General features: G+C 66.0%; 17 protein-coding genes. 5 read left to right on the top strand and 12 right to left on the bottom strand.

Annotation, left to right across the window (positions count from 1 at the left end):
• Positions 1–126: 126 nt before the first annotated feature.
• The 3 genes from B0919_RS15930 to B0919_RS15920 all read left to right on the top strand — a co-directional run bounded on the left by B0919_RS15930 (position 127) and on the right by B0919_RS15920 (position 5,322).
• On the top strand, positions 127–2,916 hold the full coding sequence (locus B0919_RS15930) for an SDR family NAD(P)-dependent oxidoreductase (RefSeq protein ID WP_078013275.1): 2,790 nt from the start codon (positions 127–129) through the stop codon (positions 2,914–2,916).
• A gap of 150 nt (positions 2,917–3,066) precedes the next feature.
• A complete protein-coding gene (locus tag B0919_RS15925) occupies positions 3,067–4,146 on the top strand; it encodes an SDR family NAD(P)-dependent oxidoreductase (protein ID WP_078013274.1) in 1,080 nt (359 codons plus the stop codon).
• A 159-nt stretch (positions 4,147–4,305) separates the two neighbouring features.
• Positions 4,306–5,322, top strand: coding sequence for an aldo/keto reductase (locus B0919_RS15920; RefSeq protein ID WP_078013273.1), 1,017 nt, complete (start codon positions 4,306–4,308; stop codon positions 5,320–5,322).
• Between the two features lie 302 nt (positions 5,323–5,624).
• Here the strand turns inward: B0919_RS15920 and B0919_RS15915 are convergent, their stop codons facing one another.
• From B0919_RS15915 to B0919_RS15895, 5 genes are all read right to left on the bottom strand, one after another.
• Entirely contained in the window at positions 5,625–6,014 is a 390-nt protein-coding gene (locus tag B0919_RS15915) for a hypothetical protein (protein WP_078013272.1), read from the bottom strand.
• Positions 6,015–6,135: 121 nt separating this feature from the next.
• Complete coding sequence (locus B0919_RS15910; RefSeq protein WP_078013271.1) at positions 6,136–7,074, bottom strand: NADP-dependent oxidoreductase; 939 nt, start codon at positions 7,072–7,074, stop codon at positions 6,136–6,138.
• 178 nt (positions 7,075–7,252) lie between these two features.
• Complete coding sequence (locus B0919_RS15905) at positions 7,253–8,773, bottom strand: peptidase (protein WP_139362176.1); 1,521 nt, start codon at positions 8,771–8,773, stop codon at positions 7,253–7,255.
• A 156-nt stretch (positions 8,774–8,929) separates the two neighbouring features.
• Positions 8,930–10,426, bottom strand: coding sequence for a tail fiber domain-containing protein (locus B0919_RS15900; RefSeq protein WP_139362175.1), 1,497 nt, complete (start codon positions 10,424–10,426; stop codon positions 8,930–8,932).
• Positions 10,427–10,542: 116 nt separating this feature from the next.
• Complete coding sequence (locus B0919_RS15895) at positions 10,543–11,112, bottom strand: sugar O-acetyltransferase (protein WP_078013269.1); 570 nt, start codon at positions 11,110–11,112, stop codon at positions 10,543–10,545.
• Positions 11,113–11,219: 107 nt separating this feature from the next.
• On the opposite strand from B0919_RS15895, the gene B0919_RS15890 reads away from it, so the two are divergent.
• A complete protein-coding gene (locus B0919_RS15890) occupies positions 11,220–12,077 on the top strand; it encodes an NAD(P)-dependent oxidoreductase (protein ID WP_078013268.1) in 858 nt (285 codons plus the stop codon).
• A 250-nt stretch (positions 12,078–12,327) separates the two neighbouring features.
• Here the strand turns inward: B0919_RS15890 and B0919_RS25335 are convergent, their stop codons facing one another.
• Together B0919_RS25335 and B0919_RS15885 are read right to left on the bottom strand one after the other, a co-directional pair.
• Complete coding sequence (locus B0919_RS25335; protein WP_176133080.1) at positions 12,328–12,480, bottom strand: hypothetical protein; 153 nt, start codon at positions 12,478–12,480, stop codon at positions 12,328–12,330.
• A 210-nt stretch (positions 12,481–12,690) separates the two neighbouring features.
• Positions 12,691–13,989 carry a serine hydrolase domain-containing protein gene (locus B0919_RS15885; RefSeq protein WP_176133079.1) on the bottom strand — a complete coding sequence of 433 codons (1,299 nt, stop codon included), beginning with the start codon at positions 13,987–13,989 and terminating at the stop codon, positions 12,691–12,693.
• A 205-nt stretch (positions 13,990–14,194) separates the two neighbouring features.
• On the opposite strand from B0919_RS15885, the gene B0919_RS15880 reads away from it, so the two are divergent.
• Positions 14,195–15,028, top strand: coding sequence for an alpha/beta fold hydrolase (locus B0919_RS15880; RefSeq protein WP_078013266.1), 834 nt, complete (start codon positions 14,195–14,197; stop codon positions 15,026–15,028).
• 71 nt (positions 15,029–15,099) lie between these two features.
• Here the strand turns inward: B0919_RS15880 and B0919_RS15875 are convergent, their stop codons facing one another.
• The 5 genes from B0919_RS15875 to B0919_RS15855 form a co-directional block, all read right to left on the bottom strand.
• Entirely contained in the window at positions 15,100–16,476 is a 1,377-nt protein-coding gene (locus B0919_RS15875) for a tail fiber domain-containing protein (RefSeq protein ID WP_078013265.1), read from the bottom strand.
• A gap of 311 nt (positions 16,477–16,787) precedes the next feature.
• Positions 16,788–17,525, bottom strand: a complete 738-nt coding sequence (locus B0919_RS15870) for an SDR family oxidoreductase (protein ID WP_078013448.1) — start codon at positions 17,523–17,525, stop codon at positions 16,788–16,790.
• Between the two features lie 66 nt (positions 17,526–17,591).
• Positions 17,592–18,482, bottom strand: a complete 891-nt coding sequence (locus B0919_RS15865) for an AraC family transcriptional regulator (protein ID WP_078013264.1) — start codon at positions 18,480–18,482, stop codon at positions 17,592–17,594.
• Between the two features lie 249 nt (positions 18,483–18,731).
• Positions 18,732–20,009, bottom strand: a complete 1,278-nt coding sequence (locus B0919_RS15860) for a tail fiber domain-containing protein (protein WP_078013263.1) — start codon at positions 20,007–20,009, stop codon at positions 18,732–18,734.
• 399 nt (positions 20,010–20,408) lie between these two features.
• Complete coding sequence (locus B0919_RS15855) at positions 20,409–21,932, bottom strand: tail fiber domain-containing protein (protein WP_078013262.1); 1,524 nt, start codon at positions 21,930–21,932, stop codon at positions 20,409–20,411.
• Positions 21,933–22,580 lie beyond the last annotated feature (648 nt).

Genomic DNA, 22,580 nt, shown 5'->3' with positions numbered 1-22,580 from the left:
TTTGCTTTCGTTGAAGCAATGTTTGGCCGGAGAGTCAGCCAGTTCACCCGGCAAATCCCGGCAATGAAGGATGCCCCGACGCCAAGGCGCATCCCGAAGGCTGCGGCGCCTCGTACACCGGTAGCTATGCAACGACTCCAAGGAAAAACCGCCGTGGTAACCGGCGCCGCCCGCGGTATTGGCCGCGCCATTGCCGTGGCCTACGCCCGCGAAGGCGCCGCCGTCATGGGCATCGACATTGCCGCCGCGGCCAGCGACGAAACCCAATACCCGGCCGCCACGCCCGCCGACCTGGCCGAAACCCAGCGGCTGGTGGAGGAAGAAGGCGGCCGCTTCATCGCCGTCACGGCCGACATCCGCGACCTGAGCGCGCTGCGCCGCGCCGCCGAGCAGGCCGGGCGCGAGCTGGGCCCGGTGGATATTCTGGTGGCCAACGCCGGCATCCAGATTTTTGCGCCCCTGCTGGAAATGACCGACGCGCAGTGGCACGACGCCATCGATGTGAACCTGACCGGCACGGCCAACACCGTGCGGGCTTTCGCGCCGATGATGGCGGAGCGCAAGCAAGGCAGCATCATTCTGACGGCCTCGGGGCAGGGCAAAAAGGGCTTCCGCCACGGCAGCAGCTACGCGGCCTCCAAGTGGGGCATCATCGGCTTCATGAAATCGGCGGCGTTGGACTTGGGCCAGGCCAATGCCGACGTGCTGGAGACGATGCGGATAGCCGTGCCGCGCGCCGCCAACCGTCCCGCCTCCTTCACCAACAAAGTCGCGGCGTACTATTTCACGCAGACGCACGACACCAACCACCCAGAGTGGGCCTGGTTCGAGGGGCTGAACGTGGCCAAAAACCGCGTGTTCGGCGGCTACGAGCTGTTTGCGGGCAGCCAGCTGCTCGATAACCGCACGGCCGAGGCCACGGTGTACCCACACAAGCTGGTGCGCCGGCACGCCGCTGGCCCGACGGAGGAGCTGTGGCTATTGGATGAGCGCAACGTGCTGGACGTAAGCCTGCGCGGCGCCACCGGCACCGTCGGTATTCGGCTCAAGGGCGACAACGTGCGCTTCCTGCGCCAGCCGCAGCATGTGGCCTTGTACTCGGCGCGGGAGGGCGGCTTCCTGATCGGGGTGGCGCCGAAGCAGGCCGGTGCGAGTCTGGCCGTGCGCGAGCAGCGGGCCGAAACCACCGCCGACGGCTTTTACGTCGCCGTGGGCAAGGACGAAGCCGAGGTCAACGCGCTTATTCAGGAAGCCCAGCGCGACGGTGAAAAGCTTAAGCAGGCGCGCCAGCAGCGCATGGCGCAGTACCTGGGCACCAACACCTACCTGCGCAGCAGCGACGACTCCCTGACGCTGGCCCTGCGCTGGCTCAACGCCACCATGGACCAGCTCGTCACGCGCCAGCAGGGCGAGGGCATCTACGCCGGGCTGCCGTGGTTCAACGAGTACTGGGGCCGCGACGAGTTCATCGCGCTGCCGGGTGCCGTGCTGGTGACGGGCCAGTTCGATACGGCCCGCAAGATTCTGCTTGCGTTTGCGCAGTATCAGCAGCGCGACAAAAGTTCGCGCTACTACGGCCGGGTGCCCAACATCGTCAACCCGAGCAACATCGATTACCACACCACCGACGGCACGCCGCGCTTCGTCATCGGGCTGCAGGACTACGTGCAGTATACTGGCGACACGGCCCTGATCCGGCAGCTGTACCCCAGCGTGCAGGCCAGCATCGAGGGGGCGCTGCAGTACTGGACCGACGAGCGGGGCTACCTGCTGCACGAAGACAACGAAACCTGGATGGACGCGCGCGACCAGCACCTGGTGGCCTTCACGCCCCGCGGCACCCGCGCCAACGACATTCAGGCGCTGTGGTACCAGCAGCTACGGGCCGGCGCCTACTTCGCCACCTACATGCACGACACGGCCAGCCAGGCCAAGTGGGCGCAGCTGGCCGCGCAGGTAAAGCAGCACTTCGCCCGCGACTACCGCGACGCCCGGCACCCCTATCTCGCCGACCGCCTCGATAAGCAGGGCCGCGCCGACTTCACGTTGCGCCCCAACCAGCTCTACGCCCTGGATATGGTCGACGACCCGGCGTTTCGCTGGCAGGTCACGCGCAAGTGCTGGGAAGAACTGGTATATCCGTGGGGCGTGGCCTCGCTGAACCGGCAGGATGCGCAGTTTCACCCCTTCCACTTCGCGCCCGAGTATTACCACAAGGATGCCGCCTACCACCGCGGCGCCGTGTGGCTGTGGAACAATGGCATGGCCATGCAGCGCATGATCGAGGCCGGGCAGGTGGAAACGGCCTGGCAGCTATTTGCCAACATGAACCGGCAGGCTCTGACGCGCGGCGTGGTGGGCGGCCTGAGCGAAAACATGGATGCCTACCCGCACCCCGGCGAGGCGTGGCCGCGCCTCACCGGCACCTACCTGCAGGCCTGGTCCAATGCCGAACAGCTGCGCGCCTGGTACCAGCATTTCCTCGGCATCCGGCCCGACCTCATCAACCACCAGCTGACCCTGGCCCCGCGCCTGCCCGCCGCCCTACGCGACCTGGACTACCGCTTTGCCGTGGGCCGTGGCTGGGTGCAGGCCCGTTACCAAGCCGGGCCTACCAGCATCCATACCTACACTCTGCACGAGGTGGCCACCGACGTGGTCATGGATGTATTTCCCTTCGCCGCTACCCGCCTGCCGGTAGGCGCGGGCGCCACGCTCAAGGCCACTGTCACCGCGCAGCAGCTCACGCTGCAGGTGCTCGACGGCCGCGGCAAAGTACTCAGCCAGCAAACGGCCCTGCCCGATGCCAACCGCCTGGCCCAGCAGCGGCAGAGCGACGCGGTGCTGCGCGGCGTGGCCTTTGCTCAGCCCCTCGACCTGCAAAGCCACCCAACGGTGCGGCGCGCCAGGAAATAACGCTGCCCGGCCGGGCAGCAGTGGGACGCCAGAATGCGGCATATGGGAAGGTAGTGGCCCGCAAAAATGCCCGTTTTTAGCAAGCTGGGCTATATCAACGGTTGGGCGCGGGCCGTAGGGACAGGAGCTTTTACTGCAAACCTGTCTTCCATGAACCACCTTGTCGCTTCACCGCCGATTGTTGCTGTCCCCGCCAATCCTCTTAGTCGTTACCGCCGCTCCCTACAGCACCTAAGCGCGCTGCTGCTGCTTGTCGGGCTGCTGAGCGCCTGCGCCACGTCCCGGCCTGGCGCGGCCGTGCAGAAGAAAGTACAGGGTAAAACCTACGTCATCATTGGGGCCTCCAGCGGCTTTGGGCGCGGCATGGCCGAACAGCTCGGGGCCATGAAAGCCAACGTGGTGCTGGCCGCCCGCCGCACCGAAGTGCTGGAGGAAGTAGCCGCCAAAGTGCGCGCCGGCGGCGGGCAGGCCCTGGTCGTCACCACCGACATCAGCCAGCCCGAGCAGGTGCAGGCCCTGGCCGATGCGGCCCTGAAGCAGTTCGGCCGCGTCGACGTGTGGGTCAACGACGTGGGCGTGGGCGGCATCGGGCGGTTCTGGGACCTGCCCATAGCCGACTATTCCCGCATGGTTGACGTCAACCTCAAGGGCATCATCTACGGCAGTCACGCGGCCGTCAAGATCTTCCGGCAACAAGGCCAGGGCACGCTCATAAACCTGGGCTCGGTGGAAAGCAAGGTGCCGCTGGCCTACCACGCCGTATACGCCGCCACCAAAGGCGCCATCCGCAACTTCGACCGCGCCCTGTACCACGAGCTGCGCCTGCAAGGCAACAAGAACATCAAGGTGGTGACCATCGAGCCCTGGGCCGTGGACACGCCCTTCTGGGGCCACGCGGCCAACTACAGCGGCGGCACCCCGCGCATGGCCGCCATGGACCCGCCCAGCAAAGTCGTTAACGCTATGGTGCGCTCCTCGGTGCGGCCGCGGCAGGAGCTGCCGGTGGGCTGGAAGGCCCGCGGCGCCTCGTTCTCGCACCAGATTCTGCCGCACCTGACGGACCGGATTTCGGCCAATATCGTGCACCGCTACCAGATCAAAACGGCCCCGCCCGCGCCCGTTACTACTAGCTCCCTGTATCAGCCCGTAGCCACTGGCCGGGGCGTGGACGACGGCGTGAAGCCGCGCATCAAAGCCGAGAACAAGCAGCGTAAAGCCCGCAAGCAGTAGGCGCTGTCGGGCCGAAAGCTGATGGCGCGGCGCGGCCTTAGCAGATAGCATGGCCCCGGAGGGGAAAGGCCCACCAACCATTCCGCGGCCGGTAGGTTGCGGATAGCACGTCGTTCCGACGCAACAGCTCAACTCCCTACAACCAATTCACCTTTTCGCATGAAGTATCACCTCCTGGGCAACACCGGCCTGAAAGTATCCGAGCTGTGCCTCGGCACCATGACCTTTGGTGGCCGCGGCTGGGCCAAAACCATCGGCGAGTTGGATCAGCCCGCCGTCGATGCGCTGGTGAAGCGCTCCGTCGACGCCGGCATCAACTTCCTCGATACGGCCAACGTGTACTCCGAGGGCGTGTCGGAGGAAATGACCGGGCAGGCCATCCGTAACCTCGGCCTACAGCGCGACGACCTCGTGGTGGCCACCAAAGTGCGTGGCAAAATGGGCGAGGGCCCCAATGAGGTAGGCCTCACCCGCAAGCACATCATGCAGCAGGCCGAGGCCAGCCTGCGCCGCCTCGGTACCGATTACATCGACCTCTACCAGATTCACAGCTACGACCCGCTCACGCCGCTGGAAGAAACTCTGCGCGCCCTCGACGACCTGGTGCGCAGCGGCAAGGTGCGCTACATCGGGGCCAGCAACGTGGCGGCTTGGCAGCTGATGAAGGCCCTGGCCTACTCACAGTACCAACAAAAAGCGCGCTTCGAGTCCTTGCAGGCTTATTACACCGTGGCCGGCCGCGACCTGGAGCGCGAGCTGGTGCCCTTGCTGCAGGATCAGAAACTCGGCCTGCTGGTGTGGAGCCCCCTGGCCGGTGGCCTGCTCAGCGGCAAGTACACCCGCGAAAACCAGCAGGAAGAAGGCCGCCGCGGCCGCTTCGACTTCCCGCCCGTCGACAAGGACCGCGCCTTCGACATCATCGACCGGCTGCGCCCCATGGCCGAAGCCAAGGGCGCCACGGTGGCCCAGCTGGCCCTGGCCTGGCTGCTGCACCAGCCGGTGGTAACCAGCGTCATCATCGGCGCCAACAAGATGGAACAGCTCGAAGACAACCTCAAAGCCGTGGACGTGCAGTTCTCGCCCGAGGAGCTGCAGCAGCTCGACGAGGTCAGCCAGCTCGCGCCCGAGTACCCCGGCTGGATGCTGCAGTTCACCGGCGGCGACCGGCAGGCGTAAGCTGATCTACGTATGCTGATGTTGCCCGACTTGCAAAAGCCCGTCATGTCGAGCTTGTCGAGACATCTCGCTCGGGGACTATTCTTCTCGTTGCACGATGCGGTTACTATCCATCATCAGCACGCGAGATGCCTCGGCTACGCTCGACATGACGGGCGGCTGACGTTGTCGCTCAACGACGCCCGCTAGATGCCACTATACGCTCCGCATAACGTTCTAATACGCCCTGTCACACGAAAGAGCCCCGGCTTCACAGCGTAAGTGAAGCCGGGGCTCTTTCGTTTGGCGAAACGACTAGGCGCTTATTCGTCGCCGGAACCTTCCGTCTCGTATTCGGGCATTTCCTCCGGGCGCGACAGGGCCGTGACTATACCGGCAATGGCGCCCATGATGAGGAAGGCATTGCGGGCGCGCTTGTTCTTGGCGAAGCCGAACAGCCACGGGGCCGACAACGCCGTCAGGCCGCTCACTGCGTCAATGGCCAGGTGAGCTTTGTAGGGGATAACCTTCACGGCGCCCCACTCGGCGCGGGTAAACAGGGAAGAGAGCAGGGCCGTGCCGCTGAGCACGTAGCATAACGTCGACGCGGTTTTGTCGTCGGTAAAGCCAAACGCGGCCGGGGCGGCGGCGATGGATGGAATCATGGTAAATTCCGGAATGGCGTGCTGGCGGCGCGAAATAGGCTGGTCCATAGTAGAGGGGTTTGGTTGTGGTGTGAGCAAGGCTGCCGACTGCGGTCAGCCCTGCCCAAGCCAACGGGCCGCAGCGTCAAAAGGATAATGCCGAGCTTGCCGCGCGGGCTGCGGCGCCGGCCTACAGCGTCACCACCACCTTGCCCTGGGTGTGGCCGGTTTGCACCTGCTCCAGCGCCTTGGGCAGCTCCGCGAAGGGCACCGTGAGCGACACGTGGGAGCGAAGCGCGCCGCTGGCCAGTAGGTCGGCCACTTGCTGCATGCCGGCCTCATTCGAGTTGACGAGCATGCCCTGGGCCGTCACGTTGCGTTCGGCGGCGCGGGCGGGCGTGTCGGGCGTGAGGCCCAGGATGCTGACGAGCTGGCCGCCGGGCTTGAGCACATTCAGGGAGCGAAGCTGCGTGTCGCCGGCCACTGTGTCGAGCACCACGTCAACGGGCGCTATGGCCTGCTCGAAAGGCTGCTGCTGGTAGTCGATTACTTCATCGGCGCCGAGCCCGCGCACAAAGTCCACCTTGCCGCCCGAGGCCGTACCGATGACGTGGGCGCCCAGGTGCTTGGCCAGCTGCACGGCGTAGTGGCCCACACCGCCGGCCGCGGCGTGCACCAGCACGCGCTGCCCGGCCTGCACCTGGGCGCGCGTCACTAGGCCCTGCCAGGCCGTGAGCGGGGCCAGCGTGGCGGCCGCGGCTTCCGCGAAGCTGATGTTGGCCGCCTTGCGCACGAGGTGCGCGGCCGGGGCGGCTACCAGCTCGGCGTAGGCTTGACCGTGGCCGGGAAAGTTGATCATGCCGAAGGCTTGGTCGCCCGGCCGAAAGGTGGTCACGTCGGGCGCTACGGCTTCGATGACGCCGGCCACGTCCCAGCCCGGAATCAGCGGGCTTTGCTCGTTGAGGCTGCCGTACAGGGCTTTGCCCTCCGTGGTTTTCACGTCGACGGGATTGATGCTGATAGCCTTGACGCGCAACAGCACCTGCCCGGCGGCGAGGGTGGGAGTAGGCAGTTCGGTGGCTTGCAGGCCGGCGGGGCCGGTGGGTTCGGTCAGGATGAAGGCTTTCATGTGGCTCGTTTGGAATCTGGTGGTGGATAACGAGGCAAAATTCTGCCTGGTTGGGTGCCAGGCGGTGGAATGAATCAGCAATAAGGCAAAACGCTGCGGGAGGCCGGGCCCATCTAGCTCGCGCGCCGGGCGAAAACAGGCTGTTATTGAAGCCGCTTGGGTTTGGCGGCCGCGGCAGCTACTGCTGGGCTACGGTCTTGGCCGCCGGTTTCAGGCCCAGGTACCGCTCGCGCAGCGTGGCCGGGGCGCCAATGATTTTCAGCGTGGGTACGGGCTGGGCAGCATCCACGTCGAAGCCTTCGATTAGGTCGGCTTTGGCCAAAGGCAGGTCGGCGCCGCTGAGGATGTGCTTCTGAAACAGGTAGCTGATATCCTCGTGCAGGTAGGTTTTGGCCAGGGTCAGAAACCGCTCGTCGGTGAACTGCTGGCCGGGCGGCAGGCAGGCCTGGCGCAGCTCGCGCATCAGGTCGTCAAGGGAGCGGGTGTAGTTCGAGCGTTTCAGGATTTGGTTGTCGAGCCAGAAGGCAAACACGGCCCCGCGGCGGTAGGGCAGCTTTTCGAAGCTGCGGCTTTTCCAGAAGTTGTCCTTGATGAGGTAGTTGGGCTGGTTGCGCTCGGCGTTGGCGTAGAGCTTCTGGATGACGTCGGCGTTGAAGTCACGCACCCATTGCTCCAGGGTCACGTCGCCGCTGCGCAGGCGGTTTTTGTAGGCGTAGTAATCGGTGAAGCCTTCCGTAAACCAGTAGTTCAGCTCCTCGTGCGCCCCGCGGATCTGCCCGCCAATCCAGTCGTGCATCATTTCGTGGTTGAACATGTAGCGCAGCAGCTCCCAGTTGTTGAACGGGTTGTTCGACGACTGCAGCTTGAAGCCCTGGTACAGGCTCTCGCCGCGCATGCTCTGCCCGCGCCAGGCGCTGTCGCGGAGCGTGACGGTGGGGCTCAAAAACACGGTGTAGCTGGCCGGGCCCGCGTCGTGCCAGAAGTCGCGCTGGGCCGTAAGGGTGCGCTGCAGGGCGCTGAGCACCTGCGCCTCGTCGTAGCGCTGCCACTGCCCGCGCACGGCCAGGTACACCGGCCGGTTCTGGTAGGTGAAGCGCTGCAGGCGGTAGTCGCCGCCCACGTAGAGCGAGCGGTAAAACTGCGTCCAGAGCTTGCCGCGGAAGGTTTGCTGCCCGGCGGGCTGCGAGGCAAAGGTGTTGTGCAGCACGTAGCCCGCCGGGAAACCCACCCAGCGAATGGTGGCCGTCAGGGTGGGCTCGGTGGGCGCTTTGGTGATGAACTCGGGCACCGCAAACAGCGACTCGCCCAGCACGTGGAAGTACGCGTCCGTCACGCGCGGGCGGTTGAACTGGTCGCGGGCGTAGTCGGCCGCGTCCTGCCTGATGCGGTAAGAAAAGCGCACCTCGCGGCCGTGCGGGTGATACACCACGATGCGGCTGCTGTCGGGCACCACGCGGAAGCGGTAGCCAGGGCCTGCGCCCGTCAGGCCCGTAAGGCAGCGCAGCAGGTCCGGCTCGCCCCACACCTCGTTGGCGAAGTGAAAGTAAGTGGAGTCTTCGGCCTTGGGCGTGCGCACGCTCAGCTGCACCCGCAAGCCCTCCGTGGTCAGGTGCGGGGCGTAGTACACCTGGTAATCGAGGCGGGGCTGGGCCGCGGCCAGCAAGGGCAGCAGGCAGGCCAGCAGGAGCAGCAGTTTCATAGCAGCGGTAACAGCGGTGGGCGGATAAGCAAAAGTAGGGGCAGCGCCGAACAGGGTGATTCACATGATGATGTGGGTGAAAATACATCGGGCCGCGACACAAAAAAGCCGGCTCGGGAAAGAGCCGGCTTTGGGCAGCGCCAGTACCAGAGCCGCTCAGCGACTGGCCTGTACGTCGAGCAAGGCTTCTAGGCGGCGCAGCCGCTGCTCCAGCGCGGCGGTGGGCGGGCTGGCCGGCCGCTGCACTTGCCGGCGCAGCTGGGCATTTTCGGCTTCCAGGGCCAGCAGGCGCCGGTACAGGGCCTGGATGGCAATGAGGTTGACCCCGTCGAAGTCGGCCTGGTTGATGGTCGTGTCGTTGCCGCTGGTGCCGACGCCGTCGCGGCCGAAGGCGTGGTAGAAGTCCTGGGCCATGGGGCCGTAGTGGCGCATGGTGCCGGGGTCCTGCCCGCGGTAGTTCCACGAGCCCAGCCGCATCCGGTCGATGCGCTCCAGAAACTGGTTGCCATCGGCCACGACCACCCGCTCCTTCTTGGTGGAGTCGGAAACGACGGTCCAGGCGTTGCCGCCGGCGGCGACTTGCACGCCGATGGTCATGGCCGTGTTGGTGAAGAGGCGGTAGCCGCCGCGGTAGCGCGCCGAAAACTGATTGGTGGCCGTGGCACGCAGCGAGTCGTTGACGGAGGCATCGGCAATGGTGAACGTGCCGGAATAGCCCGCTGCCGAGGCGTAGCGGCCCAGCGCTACGGCGTAGTCGGCATTGGCCGTGCACCGCTCGCCCAAAGCAACGGTGGCTCGGCCGCGCGCCAGGGCATTGAGGCCCACGGCCAGGCTATAACTGCCTTTCACGCGGGACAGGTTGCCGCTCACGAAGGAAGACGAAGAGGTTTGATCCACAAAATTGTTCGAGCCGAAGCCCATGGAGTAGCTACCCCGAACGGTATTGTTGTACCCGCCGGCCAGGCTGTAGTTGCCCGCCGCGCGATTGTTGTAGCCGAAGGCGGCCGTGTAAAAGCCTAGATTGCCATCATCCCACTGGGTGCCGTCGACGCCGCCGGCCCGGAAGGCCGCGTAAAACGACGACCACATCACCCGGTCGCCCTGGCCGCTGACGGGCGGTGCCGTCGGGCCCAGCCCGATGCTGGTGCGAATCAGGAAGCCGGCATCGGCATCGGAGATATGCAGGCCCGCCCCGTTGTTGTAGTTACCGGCGGGGCGGATGGCGGGCGTAAGGCGCACCAAGCCGTTGACATCGATACTCAAGCCGCTGGCACCGGGCGCGGCGGCGGTGCCGCCCACCAGCCGGCGGCCGTTGAGCACCAGGTTCTGGCTGAGCACGTGGTTGCCGAGGTTGTCGCCGGCTTTGGTTTTGTCGGGAATGTAGAGCCACTGGCCGCCGACGGCGTACCAGAAGCCCTTGCGCCCGTCGGTCTGAAACACCATCAAGCCATCGGGTGGGCTGCTGATGCCCGTGCGCTGCGCCGAGTCCAGGCGCGGGATGAGCAGGCCCTTGTCCGAGGCGCTGATGTCGAGGGCCGCCTTGGCGTTGGGCGTGCTGGTGCCGATGCCCACCGAGCCGGCGGGCGTCTGGGCCTGGGCCACGGTAGAACCAAGAGCCAGGCCGGCAAGGAGTGGGAGTACAGCGTATTTCATAGCGAGGCGGAATGACGATGCAAACTTAGCCTCAGCCCCTGAGCCTTGCCGGGCAAAGGCTGTCAACGGTCCTGCGTGGGCAGTGAACGACGATGTTTGGGCAGGTAGCCTCGCCGCTACGCGTCCGCGTCGAGCAAGGAACGGATGACCCGGCAGGGGTTGCCGGCCGCGAATACATCGGCTGGAATATCGCGGGTGACCACGCTGCCGGCCCCGATGACGCTGCGGCTGCCGATGCTCACGCCCGGGCAGATGACCACGCTGCCGCCGATCCACACGTCGTCGCCGATGACGATGGGCTTGCCGGCCTCCAAGCCGGTGGCGCGCACTTGGTGGTCGAGCGGATGGGTGGCGGTGTACACCTGCACGTTGGGCCCGAGCAGGGTGCGGTGCCCGATGCTGACCGGGGCCACGTCGAGCACCACGCAGTTGAAGTTGAAAAATACCTGCTCGCCCAAGTGGATGTTGGTGCCGTAGTCGCAGTAGAAAGGCGGCTGCAGCCACAGATTGGGCCCGGCGTGAGGCAACAGCTGCTGCAGCACGCGCTGGCGCTCCTCCGGCTGGTCTTCGGGCGAATCGTTGAGCGCCTTCAGCAGCAGGCGGGCTTGCAGGCGTTCGGCCGTGAGCTGCGGGTCGAGGGCATTGTACAGCTCTCCGCTGAGCATCTTTTCCTTCTCGGTTTTCATGCCCGTAAGGTAGCAGGCCCGCCGCGCTGCCACCGCCGCGCCCAACCAATTGCGGCCAGGCTTGTATAGCATACCGGACTCTTCACCGACTTCTTTCTTCTTCGCATATGACCGCACAACCCCGAGTAGGCTGGATCGGCCTGGGCAATATGGGCACCCCGATGTCGCACCGACTGCTGGCGGCCGGCTACCCGCTGACGGTGTACAACCGCAGCAAAGACAAGGAAGAGGCCCTGCGTGCGGCCGGCGCCGCCACGGCGGATTCCCCCGCTGCCCTCGCCCAGCAGGCCGATGTGGTGTTTCTGATGGTGTCGGACGACCAAGCTATCCGCGAGCTGTTTGCCGGCCCCGACGGTCTGCTGGCGGCCGCGGCGCGCGGCAAGCTGCTCGTCAACATGAGTACCGTGTCGCCGGGCATCAGCGAGGAAATGGCCTCCCTGAGCCAGGAGCACGGCCACACCTACCTCGACGCTCCCGTTTCGGGTAGCGTGAAGCAGGCCGAAACGGGCCAGCTGGTCATCATGGCTGGCGGCGACGAAGCCGCTTTTCAGCAAGTGCAGCCCCTGTTTGGGCACCTCGGCAAGCTGGCCCTGCACCTGGGCGCTACGGGCAACGGCAACCGGGCCAAGCTCGCCATCAACAGCCTGCTCGGCGTGTATGCGCAGGGCCTGGCCGAGACGTTCCTGTTTGCCCGGCAGCACGGGCTGCGGGCCGAGGATATGCAAACCATTGTGACCAACAGCGCCCTGGGCAACGTTTTCTCGAAGCTGAAGGGCGAGGCCATCATGGCCGACAACTACCAAGCCGCCTTTGCCCTGAAGCTACTGGCCAAAGACCTGCGCCTGGCCCAGGCCGAAGGATTGAATACGCCGCTGGCCCAGACCGTGCACCAAACCTTCCAGCAGGCCGAGCCCGCGCTGGGCGACGAAGACGTCATTGCCGTTATCAAACACCTGCAAGCTTAAGCACCTGCCAGGCTACTAGCTAAGGTGAAGGAGCGGCGCGGCCGCGCTTCGCCGCTAAGCCTTGCTGGTGAGGCGTCGCAGGTGCACTGCATCCACGCCGGTGTTTGGGCCAACCAGCAAGTTGCCTTTCGGCCGCTTAGCACTGATTTCAACGCAAACGTCGCCCCTCCGGCGCCTCCTGTAACAGAAGGCGCCGGAGGGGCGACGTCATCAGATCGAGTAGCCGCCGTGCTTAGTTGGTCGCTACGTTTTAGGTAGCGCCGCCCGATTTGCGGCGCGGCATGGTGAACTGCTCCAATGCAGCCAAGCGCTGATTCAGCAGTTGCAGTTGCGTAGTCAGCTGCTCGTCCTTCTGGCGCCGCTGCTCGTTTTCCTGCTGCAGGCGGGCGGTGCGCTTCTCCAAGGCCGAAAACCCACGCAATGCTGCCTGCTGGCGGGCAGCGCCCAGGTGTTGGGGGCCACCATTCGCGCGGCTGCCCGTAGCCCCGGCTGCTAGGCTGCCTGCGCTGGCGAAAGAAATATGAGCGCCCGGCTTCCGCGAGTGGGAAGCCGGGCGTCGGACAGGGCAAACAGAGCAGTAGGGCGCCCTGGACTCAGCCGGTCGGCGGCCCGGCTATAGTTGGCGTTTGGTGGGCAGAGTCAGGCCGTCGCTGAGCAGGATAAGCCGGTAGGTGTGGGTAGCGGGGTCCGGCTCGAAGCGCAGGCCCTCGGCCGACTGTGGGTCGTCGAAGAAGGTGGTTTCGCTGTCGGGGTGGAAGACGGCCTTGTCGCCGGCTTTGTCGATCAGCAGCAGCTGGCCGGCTTCGACGCGTATCTCGAACACCTGGGCCGGGTCGGCTTCGAGCTGGAAGCGGCCGGTGTAGCGCTGGAGCACGGCCTCGGGCACGGCTACGGCCTGGCGGTTCACGGCTACGGGCAGCTGGTACGGCTCGCCGGCCACGATGGCGGGCACGTCCTTGATGACTTTCTCCACCGGCATGCCGCTGTAGTTGCTCACCAGCAGGAAGGTCAGCTGCTTGGCCGGGTGCAGGTAGAAGTAAGCGCGGTAGCCAGGGCGGCCGCCGGCCTGCATCACGGCCCCGTCGGCGTTGAGCAGGTGCTGGGCGGCGTCGGCGCGCAGAACTTTGCCGCTGAACAGCCCGGCGGCGAAGCGCTCCAGGTCATCGAGGGTGGAGTAGTAGTTGCCGGTCTCGAAGCGGTTGATGTTGATGGCATCGACGGGGCGGATGCGGTGGTGGGCGTCGGTGTCGAAGCCGTAGGCGAAGCGGGGGATGCGGCGGGCGGCGTTGTACTCGCCGGTGTGCTTCATGCCGAAGGGCCGCAGAATGTCGTGCTGCACAAAGGCCGCGTAGCCCTTGGGGCTGGCCAGGTCCACGAGGCGGTGCAGCACGAAGAAGCCCACGTTGGAGTACTGCGTGCGGGTGCCGGGCTCGAAGAGCAGCTGCTCCTGCTTGGCCAATTCGACGGTGCGGGCCAGGCTTACCTGCTCCAGCTGCTCGCGGCCCTGCAGCTCCCGCGGCAGGCCCGACTGGTGGCCGAGCAGGTGGGCCACGGTGATGTCGCGGCCGCGAGGGAAATCGGGGATGAACCGGCTCACCGGGTCCTGCAGGCTGAGCCGGCCCTGCTGGGCCAGCAACAGCACGGCGTACTTAATGAACAGCTTCGAAACCGAGGCAATGATGAAGCAGCTGCCGGGCCCGACGCGCAGACTGTCGCTCTGGGCGGGAATGTTGTAGGTGCCGCGCAGCAGCTTCTGCCCCTGGCTAAGCACCAGTACGTTGCCGTTGAACTGCTGAAGGGTCGCCAGCGTCTGGAAGTATTCGTCGAGCCTGGCGTGGGGCGAGGCCGGGGCTTGCGCGTGTAAGGTCCAGGGCGTGCCAAGCAAGGCCAGGCAAAGAACAAGGCGTTTCATGAGTGGAGGCGGGGTGGAGGGGCCAAAGTAACGCAAAGCCGTGCACCCGGCTTTGGGGAAGCATAACCGAGGCTGCGGACGCCGGTATTGCCCGGCCCGGACATCATAGCGCATGACCACGAGGCGGGTACCTGCGTACCACTGTAGGCTGCGGCGCCGGGAAGGGCCCGGCGGGTGGCCCGTTCATTTCGCACTATAACGCTCTATGGAACTTCACCACATCCGCCGCGGCAGCGGCCGGCCCCTGCTGCTCATTCACGGCATCGGCAGCAGCTGGCGCGGCTGGCAAACCATCCTGGATGATCTGGCCGCCCACCGCGAGGTTATTGCCATCGACCTGCCCGGGCACGGGCAGACGCCCGCGCTGCCGGGCGAAAACTCCATTTACACCTTGGCCGATACCCTCGTGGAGTGGCTGCGGGCGCACGACCTGGTCGGCGTCGACTGCGTGGGCTCGTCGATGGGGGCACGGCTGGTGCTGGAGCTGGCCCGGCGCGGCGTGCTCGGGGCGGCCGTCGCCCTCAATCCCGGCGGGTTTTGGGCGGGCTGGGAAAAGCCGTTCTTCTACTACACCGGGGCCGGCGCGGTGCGGCTGATCCGGGGGCTGCAGCCCGTCATGCCCGCCCTGACGGGCAGCGCCGTGGGCCGCACGCTGCTGCTCTGGCAATACTCCGCGCACCCGTGGCGGGTGCCCGCCCACGCCGCCCTCGACGAGATGCGCACCTACGCCCGCACCACCAACTTCGATGAGTTGCTCTGGCACCTGGCCTACGGGCAGAAGCAGGAGGGCGCCCCGCGCGGCAGCATCCGCCAGCCGCTGGTTATCGGCTGGGGGCGGCAGGACCGGGTGTGCTTTCCGTGGCAGGCCGCCCGGGCCGCGGCCGCCTTCCCCGATGCCGCGCTGTACTGGTTTGACCGCTGCGGCCACCTGCCGCAATGGGACCAGCCCGCCGAAGCCGTGCAGCTGATTTTGTCGGTGACGGGGCGTGATAAGGCGCCGGTTACTTCGGCCGCCCGCACCGCCGCCGACGGCGCCTAAGCCGAAAAGCCAAGCGCCCGCCTTCTGCTTGCAGAAGGCGGGCGCCGGGCCTGGGGCACAAGCGGGTGGGGCTACCGCCGGGCCTGGGGCATAAGCTGGGCTTCGAGGCGACGCAGGCGCTCCTCCAGGTCGGCACTGCTATTGACGGCGTTCTGCTGGCTTTGGCGCAGCTGGGCGTTTTCGGCCTTCAGCTGCAGCACTTGCCGGTACAAGGCCTGAATGGCAATGAGGTTGACGCCGTCGAAGTCGGCCTGGTTAATGGTCGTGTCGTTGCCGCTGGTGCCGACGCCGTCGTGGCCAAAAGCGGCGTAGAAGTCCTGGGCCATGGGGCCGTAATGGCGCGTGGTAGCCGGGTCCAGACCCTTGTAGTTCCACGAGCCCAGCCGCATCCGGTTGATGCGCTCCAGAAAGGCATTGCCATCGGCCAGCACCACCCGCTCCTTCTTGGTGGAATCGGATACCACATCCCAGGAGGAGCCATTGGGCGCAATTGTGACGCCGCTGAGCAGGTTGGCGTTGGTGTAGATGCGGAAGCCGCCTGCCACGCGGAAGGTCGCTTCATTGTTGACGTTGGCCAGGATTTCATTGCTCGTGCTGAAGTCGCCGAAGACAAAGGAGCCGGGCTTGGCGTTGGTGTTGGCGTGGTAACCCAGGGCGAAGGAGCAGTAGCCGCTGGAAACGTTCCGCTCGCCAATGGCCACGGCCGAACCCTGGCGGGCGGTGCTGTTCGGGCCCAGGGCCAGGGTATTGTCGCCCGAGGCAGTGGTACCGTAGCCCAGCGCCACGGAGTACAGGCCCACACTGTTGTCGTTCCACTGCGAGCCGTTGACGCGGCCGGCACGGAAGGCCCCTTTGCCCGGGTACCACATCAGGCGGGTCCCCGCGCCTTGCTTGGGAATGCTGCCCACGAAGTCCTCGCCCTCGGCCAGCAGGCCGTTGCGGTCCACGCGCAGGCGCTCCAGCCAGGTTCCGCTCTCTGAGGTCAGGAAGCGGTGGGCGCCCAGGCTGCTGGCGACGCTGCTGGCGTAAAAGTCCAGGTTGTTGGTCGTCGAAAGAGCAATTTTGGGGCCGTCGCTGCCGTTGGGCGTGAAGGTGAGCTTGTCGGCGTTGGTGGTGCTGAACTGAATGGCCCGGGTAGCGGCGTGGCTGCCGAGGTTGTCGCCGGCTTTGGCCTTGTCGGGGATAAAAAACCAGGTGCTACCGAAGGCATACCAGAAGCCCTTGCGGCCGTTGGTCTGGAATACCATTAGGCCGTCGGGCGGGGCCGCGATGCTGGTACGGGCGGCCGAGTCCATGCGGGGGATGAGCAGGCCCTTGCCCGTGGCCGTGATGTCGAGGGCGGCCTTCGGGTCGGGCGCGGTGGTGCCGATGCCGACCGGGCCGGTGGAGGTTTGGGCCAGGGCCGCGGTCGGGACGGCCAGGCTCAGCAGGAGTAAGGTTTTTTTCATAGCAGTTGGGTAGCAGTCAAATATAGGCGCTGGCTTATGTAAGTTGATTGACAAGTAGTAGCGCGAAAACCGGCGACAGTGGGCAGCGGACCATGCCAGGCGCAGGGCACAAGCACCGACGCCCGGCTTCCACTCTGTGGAAGCCGGGCGTCGGGGTAGTTGTCATGGAGTAGGGCCGGATATACGACGAGCCTTGGGCGCACCTGCTGGGTACCGCAGCCCTGGCCCCTACCGCGCTTGATGCGCGACATGAAAAGGATAGGGAAGCAGGGGCATTCCGGCAGCGCCTCAGCCAGGCCGTAGCGTCCTGGTTACCACGGGCTGATGCCGGTTTCCGGGGCGTTGTCGTCGCTGAAAAACTGGCTGGTGGGCCCGTCGGGGCCGAGCAGGGCGGCTTTGACGACGCGGGCAGCGGCATCGGATACCGAGCCGGGGCCGCTGTGGTGGTTGAAGTCGGTGGCGGTGTAGCCGGGGTCCACGGCATTGACTTTGAAGGGCGTGTCGCGCAGCTCGTAGGCCAGCATGATGGTGTAGGCATTCAGCGCCGCTTTCGAGGGGGCGTAGGCGGCCCCTTTCACCGGGTAGTACTTCCAGCTTGGGTCGTTGTGCAGGGTGAGGGAGCCTAGTCCGGAGGTGACGTTGACGATGCGCGGCGCGGAGGACTGACGCAGCAGGTCGATAAAGGCCTGGGTCACCTCGATAACGCCGAACACGTTCGTTTCGAACACTTCCCGAATCACGCGCACGTCGGTGCCGAGGGGTGGCTGTGCCATGCCGCCCAGGATGCCGGCGTTGTTGATGAGCACGTCCAAGACCTCGGTTTTCTGGCCCAGCGTCTGGCGGGCGGCGGCGATGGAGGCCGGGTCGGCTACGTCGATTTGCAGGGGCTCCACCTCGGTCAGTCCTTCTGCCTGCAGCTGCTCAGCGGCCTGCTGGCCCTTCTGCAGGTCGCGGCTGCCGAGGTACACGTAATAGCCCTGCTGCAGAAGCTGGCGGGCGGTTTCCAGGCCAATGCTCTTGTTGGCGCCGGTGATGAGTGCTGTCTTCATGATCAAGTGATTAACGGCACAAAGCTACCGGGGCCTCCGGGCGCGGCTGGCGCCCATTCCGCGGTATTACTGGTACATTTCGCGGCTGCGGCTGCGGTACTCGGCCGGGGTGCTGCCGGTTTCGCGCTTGAAGAAGCGGTTGAAGTAGGAGGCATCGGCAAAGCCGAGGTCGAAGGCAATTTCCTTGAGCGGCTGCGGGGTGTACACCAGCAGGCGGCGGGCTTCGAGCACCAGCCGCTCGTGAATGTGCTTGATGGCCGGCTTGCCGCTCTGCGCCTTCACCACCTCGCTCAGGTGCCCGGCCGAAATGTGCAGCATCTCGGCGTAGGCACTGACCTCGTGCCGCTCGTGAAAGCATTCCTCAATCCTGGCCTGGAAGGCCTTCAGCAGCAGCTTGTCGGGGGAGGGCGCGGCGCCGGAAAACTGCTCGGTGTACAGGCGGCTCAGGTAGGTGAGCAGCACCGTGAGGTAGGCGCTGAGCATGCGGTGCTGCCAGGGGCCGGGTTGGGCGTACTCGGCCTGGAGCTTGTCGAGCACATCCTCCACCACGGCCACATCGGCCGGGCTTAGGCGCAGCTCGTGCCCGTGGTAGGGGTTCTGGATCAGCGGCAGCTCGCGCAGGGCGGCGTGTTGTTGCAGGGCCAGCAACTCGGTGCTGAAGGTGAGGTGGGTGCCCCAGAAGGGCGTGGGTTCCTCTTTGACCAGGACTTGGCCCGGCGTGGCGAAGTACACGGCGTGGTCCTGCCGCTCGTAGGGCGTGGCGTCGACCCAGTGGCGGCCGCGGTTGTGCTGCACGTACACCAGCAGGTAGTAGCCCATGCGGTGCGGCAGCAGCAGATCCGACTCGTACACCAGCTCGCCCTGCGCGCGGGCCAGGGTGAAGGCGGTGCTCCCGGAGGCGGCATCGGGCTTGAACTGGCGTACGGGAACCGGCGGCTGGCGGTGAAGCGTGTACATGGCCCGAAATTACGGCTTTTGCCAGGAGCCCGGGGCGGTGAGTGGGGCTACAGTTTGGGTCAGCAGCGGTATGGAACTAAGCAGAAGGGTAGCCCGAAACATGGAATGGCGGGGCACCGGTGTGCCGTCTACAGGGCTTCGGCTGGGTTTGCAAATTATAGAACGGACCTGCTTGGCTACGCCGACCTTCGGTTCGACGGGGCTCAGCAGATCCGTTCAAGGAGTCTCAAACGCCTTTCCAGGCGCGGCTTAGTTGGTGGCTACGTTCTGGGTGACGTTGCTCGATTTGCGCCGGGGCTGGCGCGGCATGGTGGGCTGCTCCAGGGCGGCGAGGCGCTGGTTTAGCAGTTGCAGTTGGGTAGCCAGCTGCTCGTCCTTCTGGCGCAGTTGGGCGCGCAGCTGCTCGTTTTCCTGCTGCAGGCGGGCGGTGCGCTGGGCCAGGGCCTGGATGGCGACCATGTTCACCCCGTCGATGTCGCCGGTGTTGATGGTGGTGTCGCGGTCGAGGCCGTCGAGGCGGAAGGCCTGGTAGAAGTCCTGGGCCATGGGGCCGACGTGGCGCTGGGTGGCGGGCTGCGACTTGTAGTTCCACTCGGTGACGGGCAGGGCGGCTACTTTCTGCAGCACCTGCTCGGCGTCGACGGGGCGGAAGTTTTCCTTGGCGCGCCGGTCGCTCAGCGTGGTCCAGGAGCCGGCGCCGGGGGCCAGCTCTACGCCGGCTACCGGGCTGGTGAGGGTGCCCTCCGGGGAGTTGGCGCGGGCGGTGCTGTAGAGGCGGTAGCCACCGGAGTAGCGCATGCTCAGCTGGTTGGGGGCCGAGCTGATGACGTAGTTGAGGGTGGATAGGGCGCTGCCGTCGCTGAACACGGCGGCGCCCTGGTGCTCGGCGCGGGCGTTTTTGCCCACGGCGAGTGAGAACTGGGCACCTGCTCGGTTTTGCAGCCCGATGGCCGTGGCGTAGTTGCCGTAGGCGTTATTGGGTCCGATGCTGATACTGCCGACGCCGCCGGAGAGGGCGCTGCTACCGATGGCTACGGCGAAGTCTTGGGTGGCCTGCGAGCCGTAGCCGACGACCACCGAGCCGAAGCCGCTGGCGTAGCCGTGCAGGGCCAGGCTGTAGTCGTTGAGGGCCTGGGCTTCTTCGCCCAGGGCCACGGCCGAGCGGCCGCTGGCCTGCACGTTGAAGCCGGCGGCGAAGGAGTACGCGCCGATGTTGGCGTCGTCCCAGAAAGTGGCGCCGTTGAAGTTGTTGCCCTGGCCGAGGTAGCCCACCCGGAAGGCGGCCTTGTCGGCGTGCCAGAGCAGGCGGCGGCCCGTGCCGGTGATGGGCGTGGGGCCGCTGCTGCCGTTGGGCGCGACGTCGCCGGCGGCGGAAAACAGCACGCTGCCCTCGGCCACGTGCAGGCGGCTCAGCGGGGTGGTAACGCCAATGCCGACGCCGGCCGTGGGGGCGGGCGTTTGGGCCAGCGCCGCGGTGAAGGGAGTAAGGGTCAGCAGCAGTCCGAGGCGGCGGGCTAGATCATTCATCGGGGCAAATAGGTGGTAGAGGTTCGTTGGGGGCGCAAGCTACGGCCGATCCGGTGGTTTCGGCTACTGGGGTTGTACCGCAAATGGGGACTAGGCAAGCAAAAGGCCCGGCTCCCGCGGGTGGGGAGCCGGGCCTCGGCGGGTAATTGCAATAGGGGGCTAAGCGGATAGTACGGGCTGGGCGCCTCACGGGACCCCCACGGGGCACGGCCCCCTCTCCGAAAAGGAAAGGGGGAGTAGTTAGTATCTGGTGGTGGGGGCGGCCCGCACGGTATCAGCGGCATCCGTTCCTAGTGGTGGTCAGGGACGGGCTGCTGGGGAGGCGGGTAGAGCCAGCATACCGCTGGGGAAGCGCAGGTCGTTTTGGGCCAGTGCCCGCAGGCGGTAGCGGCTCAATGCTTAGCGTTGGGCCTGGGGAGCAAGCTGGGCTTCGAGGCGGCGCAGGCGCTGCTCCAGCGCGGCAGTGGCTGACACGGCCTGTTGCGCCTGTTGCGACGCTGTCTGACCCTGTTGCACTTGCTGGCGGAGCCGGGCGTTTTCGGCCTTCAGCTCCAGCACCTGGCGGTACAGGGCCTGGATGGCAATGAGGTTGACCCCGTCGAAGTCGGCCTGGTTAATGGTCGTGTCGTTACCAATGCGGCCGACCGCGTCGCGGCCGAAGGCGTGGTAGAAGTCCTGGGCCATGGGGCCGTAGTGGCGCATGGTGCCGGGGTCCTGCCCGCGGTAGTTCCACGAGCCCAGGCGCAGGCGGTTGATGCGCTCCAGAAACTGGTTGCCGTCGGCCACGACTACCCGCTCTTTTTTGGTGGAATCGGAAATAGTAACCCAGGAGTTGCCACCGGCGGCGACCTGCACGCCGATAGTCATGGCCGAGTTGGTAATGAGGCGGTAGCCGCCGGTGTAGCGGGCCGAAAACTGGTTGTTGGCCGTGCTGTTGAAGGTGTTGGTGGAGCTGGCGTCGGAGGCCACGAAGACGCCGGTATGGCCGTTGTTGCTGCCGCGCTGGCCCAGGGATATGGAGTAGTCGTTATCGGCCGTGGCGCGGTAACCAATGGCCACCGAGCTTTGCCCTTCGGCCTGGCAGGTGAAGCCCACGGCCAGGCTGCCAAAGCCGCTGGCGGTGCTGCTGGCGCCCAGGGCCACGCTGGCCGTGCCGCTGGCGGTGTTGCCGCTACCCATGGCTATGCTGGCCTGGTTGCTGGCCGTGCAGGCGTCGCCGCTGGCAAAGGTGGCGAAGGCCGAGGCCGTGACGTTGTTGCCGAAAGCGTAGGAATAGAAGCCGACGTTGGCGTCGTTCCACTGGGTACCGTTGACTTCCCCGGCGCGGAAGGCGGCTTTGAAGGGGTGCCACATCAGGCGCAGCCCCGCCCCGCTGGTCGGAATGACGCCGTAGCCCAGTGTGCCGGTGGCGAGCAGGCCGGCGTCGGCGTAGTCGAGGCGCAGGCCGTAGGGGAAGCCGGCGGCGGGGCGGCCGCCGGTGCTGGTGCTGCCGATGCGGACCAAGCCCTCGGGGTTAATGCGCAGGCCCACGGTGCCGGGGGTGGTGGCGGTGCCCCCCACCAGCTGGTTACCGTTCAGCACCAGGTTTTGGGTGGCCACGTGGTTGCCCAGGTTGTCGCCGCTGCCGGCGTCGGGCAGCAGCGTCCAGGAGCTGCCGCCGTAGAGGTAAAGGCCGGCGGCCGAGCCGCTGGGGCTGTCGGTCTGGTACACCAGCAGGCCGGCGACGGGGTTCTGAATGGCTTCGCGCTGCACCTTGGTGAGGCGCGGCGGCAGGAAGCCCTTGGGGTTGGTGGCTGGGTTGGGGACTGATACGTCGAGGATGGCGGAGCTGGCCGGAGCCGTGGTGCCGATGCCGACGGATTGGGCCCGCAGGGCGGCCGGGGCGGTCAGCAGCAGCGTGACGACGAGGACAGGTGTTTTCATATAAGGGAGTGGAATTATGCGTTGCGCGAATATACTCCAGCTGCCGGGTAACGGCTTGAAACGCAAGCTGCCCGGCCGCTGGGCGGCACGGCGTTGGCGCGTGAGTGAGCAGCCAACACTAGGCGGAGGGCGAGCTGAGACGTAAGGCGCCCGACTTCCGCTGGGGAAGCCGGGCGCCGGCGGGTAAGTTGTAAGCAGGGGTGAAGTGGGTAGGATGGGTAACAGGCACCGCCTGGCCCCCTGCCTCGCTTGATGCGCGACCTGAGAAAGGATAGAGGACGCTGGACGTGACATGAACCTCCGCGGAGGTGACAGGAGGTTCAACGCGCGTGACATGAACCTGACGCGGGGTGACAGGAGCTTCAGCGGCCGCTTCATGAGGGTGGGGCGGGGCGTCGTACGGGCCCCCACGGGGCACGTAAGTATCTGGCGACTCGGGCTGCTAGAGGAGGTAGAGGGTATTAGTGGTAGCTACTTAGGAGAAGTTGAGAGTTGGCATGGCCCGAACTGTAAACTCATGCTATAGCGGATTCATGAACGATGTACATGATAACCACAATGGTTGAACCAGGCTTTGGCATCCTTGCTGGAAATCCACTCAACCGCGGTTTGGATAGCCGCCTCCAGTGCTTCACGGGTACGGGCCTG

It is taken from the genome of Hymenobacter sp. CRA2 (genome assembly GCF_002007105.1).
Classification (GTDB): Bacteria; Bacteroidota; Bacteroidia; order Cytophagales; family Hymenobacteraceae; genus Solirubrum.
This window is presented reverse-complemented; position numbering and strand designations above follow the sequence as displayed.

Coding starts and splice junctions, on each gene's coding strand:
- B0919_RS15930 (WP_078013275.1), top strand. CDS start 127: ATGCAACGACTCCAAGGAAAAACCGCCGTGGTAACCGGCGCCGCCCGC.
- B0919_RS15925 (WP_078013274.1), top strand. CDS start 3,067: ATGAACCACCTTGTCGCTTCACCGCCGATTGTTGCTGTCCCCGCCAAT.
- B0919_RS15920 (WP_078013273.1), top strand. CDS start 4,306: ATGAAGTATCACCTCCTGGGCAACACCGGCCTGAAAGTATCCGAGCTG.
- B0919_RS15915 (WP_078013272.1), bottom strand. CDS start 6,014: ATGGACCAGCCTATTTCGCGCCGCCAGCACGCCATTCCGGAATTTACC.
- B0919_RS15910 (WP_078013271.1), bottom strand. CDS start 7,074: ATGAAAGCCTTCATCCTGACCGAACCCACCGGCCCCGCCGGCCTGCAA.
- B0919_RS15905 (WP_139362176.1), bottom strand. CDS start 8,773: ATGAAACTGCTGCTCCTGCTGGCCTGCCTGCTGCCCTTGCTGGCCGCG.
- B0919_RS15900 (WP_139362175.1), bottom strand. CDS start 10,426: ATGAAATACGCTGTACTCCCACTCCTTGCCGGCCTGGCTCTTGGTTCT.
- B0919_RS15895 (WP_078013269.1), bottom strand. CDS start 11,112: ATGAAAACCGAGAAGGAAAAGATGCTCAGCGGAGAGCTGTACAATGCC.
- B0919_RS15890 (WP_078013268.1), top strand. CDS start 11,220: ATGACCGCACAACCCCGAGTAGGCTGGATCGGCCTGGGCAATATGGGC.
- B0919_RS15885 (WP_176133079.1), bottom strand. CDS start 13,989: ATGAAACGCCTTGTTCTTTGCCTGGCCTTGCTTGGCACGCCCTGGACC.
- B0919_RS15880 (WP_078013266.1), top strand. CDS start 14,195: ATGGAACTTCACCACATCCGCCGCGGCAGCGGCCGGCCCCTGCTGCTC.
- B0919_RS15875 (WP_078013265.1), bottom strand. CDS start 16,476: ATGAAAAAAACCTTACTCCTGCTGAGCCTGGCCGTCCCGACCGCGGCC.
- B0919_RS15870 (WP_078013448.1), bottom strand. CDS start 17,525: ATGAAGACAGCACTCATCACCGGCGCCAACAAGAGCATTGGCCTGGAA.
- B0919_RS15865 (WP_078013264.1), bottom strand. CDS start 18,482: ATGTACACGCTTCACCGCCAGCCGCCGGTTCCCGTACGCCAGTTCAAG.
- B0919_RS15860 (WP_078013263.1), bottom strand. CDS start 20,009: ATGAATGATCTAGCCCGCCGCCTCGGACTGCTGCTGACCCTTACTCCC.
- B0919_RS15855 (WP_078013262.1), bottom strand. CDS start 21,932: ATGAAAACACCTGTCCTCGTCGTCACGCTGCTGCTGACCGCCCCGGCC.